12 protein-coding genes and 1 pseudogene are annotated in these 12,140 nt (G+C 44.2%); 4 read left to right on the top strand and 9 right to left on the bottom strand.

Going from position 1 to position 12,140, the window contains the following annotated elements; genetic code table 11:
- Positions 1-167: pseudogene (locus tag R7041_RS20700) on the bottom strand (acetyl-CoA C-acyltransferase); the annotation flags it as partial.
- Between the two features lie 720 nt (positions 168-887).
- Here R7041_RS20700 and R7041_RS20705 point away from each other — a divergent pair.
- The 4 genes from R7041_RS20705 (at position 888) to R7041_RS20720 (ending at position 5,370) form a co-directional block, all read left to right on the top strand.
- Positions 888-1,463 carry a sigma-70 family RNA polymerase sigma factor gene (locus tag R7041_RS20705; protein ID WP_005380528.1) on the top strand — a complete coding sequence of 192 codons (576 nt, stop codon included), beginning with the start codon at positions 888-890 and terminating at the stop codon, positions 1,461-1,463.
- Positions 1,456-2,187, top strand: coding sequence for a DUF3379 domain-containing protein (locus R7041_RS20710; protein ID WP_017635939.1), 732 nt, complete (start codon positions 1,456-1,458; stop codon positions 2,185-2,187). Before R7041_RS20705 ends, R7041_RS20710 begins: the two co-directional genes overlap by 8 nt.
- Before the next feature lie 297 nt (positions 2,188-2,484).
- Complete coding sequence (locus R7041_RS20715) at positions 2,485-3,744, top strand: outer membrane protein transport protein (protein WP_064368698.1); 1,260 nt, start codon at positions 2,485-2,487, stop codon at positions 3,742-3,744.
- 309 nt (positions 3,745-4,053) lie between these two features.
- Entirely contained in the window at positions 4,054-5,370 is a 1,317-nt protein-coding gene (locus R7041_RS20720; RefSeq protein WP_206949299.1) for an outer membrane protein transport protein, read from the top strand.
- Between the two features lie 74 nt (positions 5,371-5,444).
- Here the strand turns inward: R7041_RS20720 and R7041_RS20725 are convergent, their stop codons facing one another.
- From R7041_RS20725 to R7041_RS20760, 8 genes are all read right to left on the bottom strand, one after another.
- Entirely contained in the window at positions 5,445-6,218 is a 774-nt protein-coding gene (locus R7041_RS20725; protein ID WP_005380523.1) for a VacJ family lipoprotein, read from the bottom strand.
- Between the two features lie 216 nt (positions 6,219-6,434).
- Entirely contained in the window at positions 6,435-7,649 is a 1,215-nt protein-coding gene (gene ccmI / locus R7041_RS20730; protein WP_064368699.1) for a c-type cytochrome biogenesis protein CcmI, read from the bottom strand.
- A complete protein-coding gene (locus R7041_RS20735; protein ID WP_064368700.1) occupies positions 7,649-8,134 on the bottom strand; it encodes a cytochrome c-type biogenesis protein in 486 nt (161 codons plus the stop codon). The genes ccmI and R7041_RS20735 overlap by 1 nt, the downstream gene beginning before the upstream one ends.
- Entirely contained in the window at positions 8,131-8,685 is a 555-nt protein-coding gene (locus R7041_RS20740) for a DsbE family thiol:disulfide interchange protein (protein ID WP_005380518.1), read from the bottom strand. The genes R7041_RS20735 and R7041_RS20740 overlap by 4 nt, the downstream gene beginning before the upstream one ends.
- A 1-nt stretch (position 8,686) precedes the next feature.
- Positions 8,687-10,663, bottom strand: coding sequence for a heme lyase CcmF/NrfE family subunit (locus tag R7041_RS20745; protein WP_017635943.1), 1,977 nt, complete (start codon positions 10,661-10,663; stop codon positions 8,687-8,689).
- A complete protein-coding gene (ccmE, locus tag R7041_RS20750; protein WP_206949300.1) occupies positions 10,660-11,145 on the bottom strand; it encodes a cytochrome c maturation protein CcmE in 486 nt (161 codons plus the stop codon). The genes R7041_RS20745 and ccmE overlap by 4 nt, the downstream gene beginning before the upstream one ends.
- Positions 11,142-11,348 carry a heme exporter protein CcmD gene (ccmD, locus tag R7041_RS20755; RefSeq protein ID WP_005380515.1) on the bottom strand — a complete coding sequence of 69 codons (207 nt, stop codon included), beginning with the start codon at positions 11,346-11,348 and terminating at the stop codon, positions 11,142-11,144. Before ccmD ends, ccmE begins: the two co-directional genes overlap by 4 nt.
- Positions 11,349-11,359: 11 nt before the next feature.
- Positions 11,360-12,103, bottom strand: coding sequence for a heme ABC transporter permease (locus tag R7041_RS20760; protein ID WP_005380513.1), 744 nt, complete (start codon positions 12,101-12,103; stop codon positions 11,360-11,362).
- Positions 12,104-12,140: the final 37 nt, after the last annotated feature.

The following is a 12,140-nucleotide window of genomic DNA, read 5'->3' on the forward strand; positions in this document are numbered from 1 at the left end:
TTCGGATCAATATCTGTTCGAGCAAGCATTTCGCTTACTACCATTTTCCCTAAATCGACCGCTGGCACTTGGCTAAATTCCGTGCTTTGACGAGCAAAGGGAGTTCGAAGCCCCGCGACAATAGCGACACGCTCACCATTGCGTGTTTTTACTTCCTGCTTGCCCATTGTTTCTCCTTAAATACAAGAGGTCTGACCTGATGTATTGTAATGAATTTGTTAAATTTATCAAACGTGCGTTTAAATAAACGTGAAGCAAGTAGTTCAATTACTCTACTTCTTTGATTCTTATGCGATTACTAATGGTTAACTATAGAGAGTTAAAACGGTAAGAGGTATACGGAAAGTAAAATCGAAGCAAAAAAAAACCACACATAGCTGTGTGGTCGGAATATCTATAAAACAATTAACTTACGCCAATTGAAAAGTAATCAGTTTCCTGATTAGGAGAAAGTAAAGTCAGCCTTCAAAAGGAAGTGTCATCTTGCTCAACATGTTAGTCGCAATGACTAACGAGATGACAAGGTGTACTATAACCCCTTCACTGCTTGATATTTTGAAATAGATCAATTTTATAGTGATTTTACGAGTTTTAAGCTCATCTAGAACGATTATTGATTCAAAACAATTCAAGAATCCACCATCAGAAGTCCCTTTTAATGCTCCATCGAGTGAACTTATCCAAGCCATTGATTACTAATGATGATATTGTTAACAATATATATCAATTCGTGTTCGATGATACCTGACATTTGCGTATACACTTTTAGGTAACCACATGGCTTATTGTGTCAAAGGGGTTGCATGACAAATCCTGCAACCAAAACCGCTAAGCGATGAAACAAGTAAAGTCATGCTCAGAACAAGTAAGAAACTCACAGAGCGAGGATGGAGGCTCCTGTGGCCATATTAAAAATGTTTGGAAAGAAAAATTCCAACAGTCCGGTCAACTCTGATATGGACAAGCAAAGAAAATACGAAGCACTCGTCCGAGGGTATCATCGTGACTTGTACCGCTACGCATATTGGTTGTGCAAAGATAAAGCGGTCGCGGAAGATCTAGTTCAGGAAACCTGTCTTAGAGCTTGGAAGTCACTCGATAGCCTCCAAGACGAAAAAGCTGCCAAGTCTTGGCTCATCACAATATTGAGACGAGAAAATGCGCGCCGCTTCGAACGTAAACAATTTGATCTAGTTGATATCGATGATTACGGCAATGATGCTAAAGTCAGCGATGACTCACATCATCAGCAAGAATGGCTGCAGGCACAGATCATGAAGCTCGATGTTGAATACCGTGAGCCTTTATTTCTCCAAGTTGTCGGTGGTTTCAGTGGAGAAGAAATTGGCGACATTCTTGATTTAAATAAAAACACAGTGATGACTCGACTATTTCGCGCTCGTAATCAACTTAAAGAGATGTTGGATTCTCAAGATACCAAGAGAGGACAAAAGAATGGATGATTTAGAATTTCGTCGTCGTATTTTGTCGGATCCAAAACAAAAGGATGAAGAGATTCTGCAAGCTTTAGCTGGTAGCGACGCCAACAATAAGTTTGTTGATGACGTTTTGGATCTCGATGTAAAAATTAAACAAGCCATGAATGTGGATGTACCCGAAGATCTCGCAGATAAGATTTTATTTAGCCAGACGTCAAGTGCACTTGATGAAGAGAAGGTCGTAAGACCAAACTTTGTCCGCAAAGCAATGGCACTTGCCGCTTCTATTGCGTTCACCGCAGGATTATTAGTTGGCCAAGTAAACTGGGGAAATGTTTTGGTGTCTCCAGCACAAGCCAGTTTAGCGGATACCGCGATGAAACACGTTATTCATGAAGAACCGTTTGTTCGTCATCTTGATGAGGATGTACCGAGCTCGCAAATTAATGCGAAAATGTCGCCATTTCATTACCAGTTTAGTGAAAACTTTCCATATCACGTTTACTACCTAAACCACTGCGGTTTTGGCGAATCCAATGCGGTACATATGGTGTTCCAAGGTCCAAAAGGTAAAGTAACGTTATTTATTACTGGTATTCCAAGCGAACAAAGTACCGACTTTAGTAAGGATGGCATGACCGGAATCGTTCAGCCCGTCGGGAGTTCAAGCCTGATTTTAGTCGGGGAAGAAGGTGAAAATATTGATGCGATCGCTACAACTCTTGCATCAATGATTAAGCCGATGTAACAACTTCGACAATTTCCAGCCTTCAAAAAGTTAAATGCCGCTAAATGATCTTATTTAGCGGCATTTTTGTATAAATAGAACACAAAACATTCACCACCTCTATTGCATTTAGAGCTTAAACTCTAAATTATGCATTTTAAGTGCAACTTCCCGTCTTTTAGACATCATTTCTGCAATTTTTATTCAATTTTATCCAATGGTCGGATTTGTCCAAGCAACTATTGATACTACTATCTGCGCCACTGAGCAAAAGCTCAATTTATCGTCCAAAGAGACGAATCTAATAAGGAAAAACAAATGACTCAGAACACGCGTCTGTTTAAAAAGACTCTCCTAGCAGTAACGGTAGCTTTTGCCTCAGGTCAATCGATGGCAGCGGGTTTCCAAATCAACGCTCAATCAGCAACTGGCATCGGCCGTGCATTTGCTGGTGACGCGGTAATCGCAGATAATGCAGCAGTAATGGCTCGTAACCCAGCAGCAATGGCTCTGTTTGATAAAATGGAACTGTCGCTAGGTTTCGAAAGCATTACTTCAATGATTGAAGTGAAAGATGCGAAATATAACGTTAATACTCCTTTGGGCTCCAGTACTGTAAATGTTGCTGACACTGATGATGTGGGTGATACGTCAATAGCTCCAAACATTCACCTAATCGTTCCAGTAAATGACAAGTTTGCATGGGGCGTAAACGCATACTCTAATTTCGGCACTAAAACTGAATTTTCAGATAACTACACCGCAACCGAGTACGGTGGTCTTACGGATGTAAAAAGCTTCAACTTTGGATTTGCGGGTTCTTACCGTTTAAACGAACAATGGAGCTTTGGTGCAGGTTTAGATTTAATCTACGGCCAAGGCACAATGAAGCGTACAACTAGCTCTTCAGTCCCAGGGGTTGGCGGTCAAAAAATTCTGGACGTAGATAAAGCTGATGGTTGGGCTGTTGGTTTCAACGTTGGTACTGTGTACGAACTAGATGAAAACAACCGTTTTGGTCTAGCGTATCGTTACAGCCCTGAATTTACGGCGAAAGACGACAAAGGTCAGGAAATCACGCTACCTCTACCAGATATGGCCGAGTTTTCTGGTTTCCACAAAATCCAAGACACTAAGTTTGCTGTACACTACAGCATCCAATACATCGGTTGGAAAGATTTCGACCAAATTGATTTTGAGAACCTAAATCAGGGTTTACTTAAAGGTGGTTACTCGAAAGACTATCAATGGCAAGATGGCTGGCACTACGCAATTGGTGGTACTTACTACCTAAACAACAACTGGACACTTCGTGCTGGTTACATGTACGACACAAGCGCTCAAGATAAAGTAACGTCTATCTCGGTACCAGACTCTGATCGCCAGTGGTTCTCCACAGGTTTCTCTTACCATATTGATAATAGCTCAAACATCGATTTTGGCTTCACGTACTTGTTAGGTGAAGATGTAAAAGTTAATGAGAATACTCAATTATCTCCTGTTCTTTCTACCGGTGTAACAGCAACAACTCATGCTGATGCAATTCTATTCGGCTTACAATACAGCCGTAGCTTCTAAACGCTTCGCTGTTAGTTAGTAGAAAAATACTTTATATAAAAGGCTGGATTTCCAGCCTTTTTTCATATCTGCGATTTATTGCCCACTCAATTTGAGTGAACACGTGTATCTAAATTTCACAATTAGGACGCACAGCTGTTCGCTGAATACCATTTACAAGCCTTTCACAGTTAGATAATTAAACCACCCAACCAACACTTGAGAGCATAATATTCCAAATGACTACTTATGCTGGATTTTCATTTCTAAAGTAAAAACTCTACCTTTAAACTTTTGTCCCACGTTATAAACAAATCAGCGAACATTCGAATGAAAACCAACAAGACTCTTCTATCAACAGCAGTGGCATTAAGCCTACTTGGCACAACGGGCATGGCTAACGCAGCAGGTTTCCAACTTGCTGAATATTCTGCAACAGGCCTAGGTCGAGCATATGCTGGTGAAGCAGCAATGGCTGACAACGCAAGTGCACAATGGCGTAACCCAGCAATGCTAACTTATTTGGAAGGCACTCAAGTGTCCGTTGGTGCAATCTATGTGAACCCAAATATTGATATTGAAGGTGATGTAAACTTCCACGGTAGCACTTCTTCTGCATCTTCAGATGACTTCGCACATGATGCAATCATTCCAAACTTCTACCTATCACACCAATATAATGAGAAATTCGCGATTGGTTTGGCATTTGGCACCAACTACGGCATGGAAACCGATTTAGGTGAAGGCTTTGGTGCATCGCACTTTGGTAACGAAGCAAGCGTAACGACAATGGAAGCGAACTTAAACGCAGCTTACAAAGTCAATGAATCAATCAGCGTTGGTGGTGGTATCCGTTACATCATCGGCGAAGGCAGCTTTGGCGCAGCAGCTCCTAAGAATAACGTTGTAGGGTTAAATCCTGAAACTAATCAACCAATCAGTGTTCCTCAAGGTACCGCTCTAAAATACATGGAAGGTGACGATACCGCTTGGGGCTGGCAAGTTGGTACAGCATGGCAGATCAATGAAAATAACCGTATCGGCTTCGCGTACAAATCTGAAGTTGAACTGAAGCTTGAAGGCCATGCTGAAGGTCTTGGTTTTGGCTTCGGTACTTCTGAACGCGACAACGGCTACATGTATCTAAACCTGCCTGCAACGGCTGAGTTGGCAAGCTTCCACCAAGTAACAGACCAACTTGCGTTACACGCAAGCGTTAACTGGACGGATTGGAGCTCTTTCGAGAAATTGGAAGCACGTCTAAATACTGCTGGCACGCATATGGTTAAAGTAGAAAACTGGGAAGACAACTATCGCTTTGCTGTTGGTGCTACTTACCAGCTTAATCCTAAGCTAGCGCTACGCACTGGTATTGCATACGATACTTCAGCGGTAAGCGACAAAAACCGCACGATTACTATTCCAGAAACTGACCGCACTTGGCTAAGTATTGGCGCAACGTACGATTGGACGAAAGACTTCAGCCTAGACGCTGGCTTCACCTATATTTTTGCGAAAGACGCACCAATCGTTGAGTCTCGTGGTTACAAGTCAGACGACACTGCAGAACAAGTCGGCGGCCAATTTGTAGGCGAAACTACGGGTAATGTTTGGCTAATCGGTGTTCAAGCAAACTACCGTTTCTAACCAAGCTGCAAAATACAAAAAAGGCTTAGCATCAGCTAAGCCTTTTTTCATTTCTCTATTGTGAAGAACAACGCTTAAAAGTCTTCTAGATATTCATCTAAATACTCTTCTTCTTCGATGTTAACTTCTTCTACCGTTTCAACTTCTGCTTTAAAGTTTTGACGCTGGATATAAACATCGCGAGTTAGAATATATGGATCCGGCGACGAGTCTAGCTGCGCTTCTTGCGGTACTAATAAAGCACGCTTCTCCATTCCTTCAAACGCCCACTTACCCAAACTCGCCCAGAAGTTGAGATAAGAGAGGGGTAAATACGTACTATCTACGGTATCTGTCACTTCACGTAAGGTATACGGACCATAACCTGGAACCATGAAGTAAGGACCATTTCCAACACCATAGTGGCCTACTGCATCACTGAACGCTTTCTCGTCGTACTTCGTAATACCCGCGGCACTTGCAATATCGAATAAACCGAAAATACCGAACGTCGAGTTAATCCAAAAACGGTTAAAGTGGTCCACGGCTTTCGTACCATTACCCATGATTAAGTTATTAACCATGCTTGCTGGCTCATCTAAGTTCGATAAGAAGTTAGCAATACCAGAACGAATAGGAACTGGCGTGTATTCTACATACGCAAGTGATACAGGACGAACCAAATACGGATCTAAATATTCGTAGTTGAGTTCCCACATGGTTCGGTTAAAGCCTTCCAACGGGTCATACACATCAGAAGTCGTTTGATTTGTTTCTTGTCCTGTTACTGCTTCATCAGGCGCACTTGAACAGCCAACCAGTCCAACGGCTAACAGCAACAAGAAGGTAGATTTACCCTTGTTATACATTTTATTTTCCATAACGACTATTAATGTACCTAAGTCACCCCGATTAACCATAGTACGTATGTTGAGCGGGATACATAGTAAAGATGACTCAGATATGGGAATAAATAAAGGCCAGCAATCGCTGGCCTTCGGTATTCTACTCGATCGTTTAGAGTCATACCACTAAAGGCAACTGACTCTACCTCGTTGTCATGTTTCAGAGACAGATGTTAACAATTAATACTGCTGATCAATGGTCACTTCTACTGGTGCGCCAAATTCAACGACGTCACTTTCTCCGTGCCAATCTTGATCACGCGTTGCTACGTTACCGTCAGAATCTACACGCACACGGACGATTAGCTTATCGAGTGAAGATAACTTTTGCCCTTGCATCATGGCATTGCCATCATCTAATACGACTGTGCGAGGGAAAGTACCTAGCGGATAACGAGCAGCAGCCACAGGCATTGGGGAGCCATCTGAACGATGTACTGACACAATCAGAACTGCGTTTGGATCCAACTGAGCATTTGGTGCCACATCAATTGTCACAGCTACACTCTTATCCTGTGAAACCGCTTCGCCCATTTGCTTACGAGCACTCTCAATACTGCGTGACAACATCTCGTAGCGGCTATCTTCTGGACCAATCATTTGCTGCATGATTCCCCAGTACTTGATGGCAGCCGGGAAGTCTTGACGCTCAAACGCATCGAACGCTAACAAAGAAAACACACGCAGATCGACATAGTCTTGCTGCATCAGCTTGCCGAGTAATGAGCGAGCCGTCGCTTGATCCATTTCCTCTTGAGACAGCATCAGAGCTTGTGCATAACCCAACATCACATCAGGATCTTTGGGCTCTAGGCGGTACGATTTTTCCATCGCATCGATAGCTGTGGTGACATCACGATTTGCTAACGCAATACGACCTAGCAGTAACCAACCTGTCGAGTCTTCCGGCTGGTAATGTAAGCGAGTTCGAAGGGCAAGGGTCAAATCCGCCATTTCATCGTCACTCAGCGGCTCAGAAGAAGCCGACATCAGCTTTTTCGATAACTCAGGTAGATTTGCAGACACTTCTTGCCATTGAACAATATCGTCTGACGCGCCAAATTTATAATACAAACCATAGCTCAGCACCACCGTCAGAATTACCGATGGAACTAAAACCGCGATTGGAGAAACCTTAGTTTCTTTTTGCGCTTTATCACCAGGGATATCGTCAAGCAGTGATTGCTTTAGATCAGAAATCAGTTCGTCTTCACTTTCAACTAGACCTTCGTCAGTTTCTTCTGCAAGCTCAGATAGTCGGTCTTTATAAAATGCCTTGTTAAGCTCATCGCGTAACACATCATCATTGTTCGCTTTTTGTTTAAGCAGCGGCAAAGCCACCAGCGCACAAGCAATAAGCGTGAGAACAACGGTGGAAATCCAAAATAGTGTCATTACTTCTTATCTCCGTTGTTCTCTTCTTCAAGCAATGCTTTTAAACGAGCTTCTTTTTGCTCATCCCATTGCTCGTCACTGCTCGCTTTTGCCTTAACTTTAGATTTACGGCTACGCAGCACAATCAAACCAAAACCACCCAGTACTACAGCGAGTGGCCCTAGCCACAAAATCGCAGTCGCGACCGTAAATGGTGGGTTGTAAGTCACGAAGTTACCGTAACGGGCGATCATGTAATCAACGATCTCACCTTTGGACTTACCTTCTTTGGTCATTTCGTACACCTTATGGCGTAAGTCCTGAGCAAGTTCAGCGTTAGAATCCGAGATCGTGTTGTTCTGACATTTAGGGCAACGGAGCGTATGGCTTAACTCTTTGAACTGCTGTTCTTGTTCCAAATTATCAAACTCGTACACTTCAATGGCCGCATGAGCAGCAAGAGATAATGTCATCGCAGCAAAAACGGCAAGAATTAGCTTTCTCATTGCTTCGCCTCCTCAACCAATTTGTTGTAAAGCGGCTCCAGTGTTTCTGACCAATTACGTGGGTTTACATCCCCTACATGGCGATAGCGAATCACACCATTTGCATCAATAATGAATGTTTCTGGAGCACCATAAACGCCAAGGTCAAGGCCAAGCATACCACTGCCATCAAATAGGCTGATCAAGTACGGGTTGCCGAGATCATTCAGCCAACCTATTGCTTTATTACGATCATCTTTGTAATTCATACCGATGATCTTAACGCCCTTACCCGCCAATTCGTTTAGGTATTTATGCTCTGCATAACACGTTGGGCACCACGTTGCCCAAACGTTCAAGAGCAACGGTTCACCTTTAAAAATTGATTGGTCGTACTGTTTTCCAGGCTCAGCCAGGTCTTCTAAATGAAATTCAGGAACTGGCTTGCCAACCAAAACCGACTCCAATTTAGTTGGATCATCGCCCTCTTGGTTACGCATTAATTGGGTTGCGAAAATGCCCGCTAGAATCATGAAAGCGACAAGCGGAATAAATAAGATTTTCTTATTCATGTTATGCCTCCTGCTCTTTTGACTTCGCGTTTTTCTTCGGCGATTTACGGAAGCGGTAGCGTTTATCAGAAATCGCTAGTGCGCCGCCTAATGCCATAATCAAAGAGCCAGCCCAAATCCATCGAACGAACGGTTTATAGTAAATACGAACAGCCCAAGATCGGTTGTCGTCTAAACGTTCACCCATTGCAATGTATAAGTCGCGGCTAATACCACGGTCAATGGCTGCTTCAGTCATCATAGACTTAGCCGTACGGTAGAAGCGCTTCTCTGCGTGAAGCGTATTCACGTATTTGCCATCGTGTGTGATCTCAAAGTCTGCGATGTAGCCATCGTAGTTTGGACCATCTTTATCACGCAAGCCTGAGAAGTAGAAATCATAGCCTTGAATTTGGAAGTGTTCGCCAGGTGCTAAACGTACATCACGCTCGATGCTGTAGTTCTGTACCATCGCAATACCGATAACAGATACCGCCAGACCAACATGACCCAACATCATTGCCCAGTGGCTACGTTGCAGCTTGCGAACACCTTCACTAAAGCTATGACGGTGCGTTGCGCGCTCGTACAGTTCAAAGCCATGCATCGCAATAATCCAAATCGCCATCACCCAACCAATGTAAGCCATGGTTGAGAAGAAATCGGCAAACAGGTACACGCATAGCGCGGCCAAGGCGAACGCAAGCACACCTGAAACGAGCATTGGTTTCACAAGTTTAGATAAATTGTCTCGCTTCCAGCGAATAAGAGGACCAATACCAAGCAGAAAAGCAAATGGCATCATTAACCACGCAAATAGCATGTCAAAGAATGGCGCACCGATAGAGACCGACCCCAAACCAAGCTGCTTGTGTACGAGCGGCAACAGTGTCCCCACTAACACCACAACAAGAGCGGCGATAAGTAATACGTTGTTGGCTAAGAGCGCATTTTCACGTGAGACTAAGTCGAAGTTACCTCGTACACGCACTGCTGCCCCTTTTACGGCAAACAGCAATAAAGAGCCGCCGATAACGAAAACGAGGAAGCCTAGAATAAACATACCGCGCGACGGGTCAGACGCGAACGCGTGCACCGATACTAAAATACCGGAACGGACTAAGAAGGTGCCCAACAAACTCAACGAAAATGCAGAGATTGCCAATAGTACCGTCCACGCTTTAAATGTGCCGCGTTTTTCTGTCACGGCAAGAGAGTGCATTAATGCGGTACCCGCTAACCAAGGCATGAATGATGCGTTTTCTACTGGGTCCCAGAACCACCAGCCACCCCAGCCAAGTTCGTAGTAAGCCCACCAAGAACCTAGTGCGATACCAAGTGTTAAAAATACCCATGCAGCGGTTGTCCAAGGACGAGACCAACGAGCCCAAGCCGTATCAAGGCGTCCGGTCATTAGGGATGCGATCGCAAAAGAGAATGCAACCGAGAAACCAACATAGCCCATGTAAAGCATTGGCGGGTGAACAATCAAACCCGGGTCTTGAAGCAGAGGGTTCAAGTCACGTCCGTCAACCGGGAAGAACGGTAACGTACGTAGGAATGGGTTCGACGTTAGGATGATAAACAGTAGAAAACCCACTGAGATCATGCCCATAACAGCAAGTACACGTGCAACCGACTCTTGCGGCATACCACGACTAAACGTCGCTACAGCGACAGTCCAAGCAGCTTGGATTAACACCCATAGCAACAGTGAACCTTCGTGTGCACCCCATACTGCGGTTAAACGGTAGTACCAAGGAAGCTGACTATTCGAGTTGCTCGCTACATACTGTAACGTGAAGTCGTTGGTATAAAATCCCCAACATAAAATGGCGAAAGAGAACAACAGCATCAGGAACATAGACCAAGATAGCGGTCGCGCTGTGTTCATGAGCATGGTGTTATTATTCGATGCTCCCCACAATGGCAATACGCTCAACAACACTGCCATTGCAAGCGAAAGAATGAGAGCAAAGTGACCGATTTCAGCAATCATTGGCCGCTTCCTTGTTTCTGTTCGGTGCTGTATTGAAGCGGTTCATGCGTTTTCTTCATCGCTTCTGCAATTTCTGGTGGCATGTATTCTTCATCGTGCTTCGCTAGGACCTCAAATGCCTCAACTGTCGTGGCACCTTTCAGTACACCTTGAGCAACAATACCCTGCCCTTCACGGAACAAGTCAGGAAGAATACCGTCATAGGTAATCGTCACTTTCGGACCGACATCGTGCAGGTCAAAACTCACTTTCAAAGAATTAGGATCTCGACGAACTGAGCCCACAACCACCATTCCACCGATACGCAGACGCTGGCCTACTTCTGGCTTGGTGCCATCTGGCTTACCATTAACCAATTCCGTTGGAGTGTAGAAAAGGTCCATATTTTGGTTAAGCGCATAAAGTATCAAACCAATGGTGGCACTAATACCGATAAAGATCGCTAGTACAATACCTAGCCTCTTTTTACGTCTCGGGTTCATAAGGTGTTCTCCATGTTCTTCGCTGCGTCGATACGAGCTTGACGGTCAATTTTTGCTTTCACTTCTTTCAATAATGCATCACCGCGGCGAAGGCTAGTGATCAGAAGAATCAGCATGGATAAGAAAGTAATACCAAACGCACTCCATACGTATGATGCGTAGCCACCCATGGCAAAAAAGTCGCTCAGAGATTCAAAATGCATAATCAGTTACCTCACTGAGTTTGTTCTGTTGCGAGTTTGCGCACCCAAGGGCGGTGACTTTCTTTACTGATGATTTCGTTACGAAAACGGACCATCGTCACGGCACCAAAGAAGAACGCAAAGCCAAAGATGTTCAGCAATAACGGCCAAAGCATGTCGGATGAAATAGAAGGTTGTTCAAATTTCGTGATCGTCGCACCTTGATGAAGCGTGTTCCACCATTCCACGGAAAAGTGAATGATAGGTAGGTTTACTACGCCTACGATCGCTAAGATACCAGCGGCTTTTGCAGCGGTTTTTTGATCGTCAAACGCATGGTAGAGCGCAATCACACCAAGGTAGAGAAATAGCAGAATCAATTCAGATGTAAGACGGGCATCCCATACCCACCAAGTGCCCCACATAGGCTTGCCCCAAACAGCACCTGTAAGTAGAGCAATAAAAGTAAATACTGCACCAATCGGAGCCATCGCAAGTGCCGCCATATCAGATAGGCGAACTTGCCATACTAGGCCAATAAATGCAGCGATCGCCATCGACATATAAACGCCCATAGACCAAATAGCTGATGGGACATGAATGTAGATGATTCGGAAACTGTCACCTTGTTGGTAATCTGAAGGCGCAAATGCAAGCCCCCAAACCGTACCAACCGATAAGCATACGAGGGCCAATACAGAAAACCAAGGCAGAAACTTACCACTCAAACGATAAGCTGCTTCTGGCTTGGCATAAGGATGTAGCCATTTCCACATGTTTTGTTCTCACTCTTACTTCAGGGACACTGTCTAA

Origin of the sequence: Vibrio sp. 1751, assembly GCF_033339895.1 — a bacterium.
Taxonomy (GTDB): Bacteria; Pseudomonadota; Gammaproteobacteria; order Enterobacterales; family Vibrionaceae; genus Vibrio; species Vibrio alginolyticus.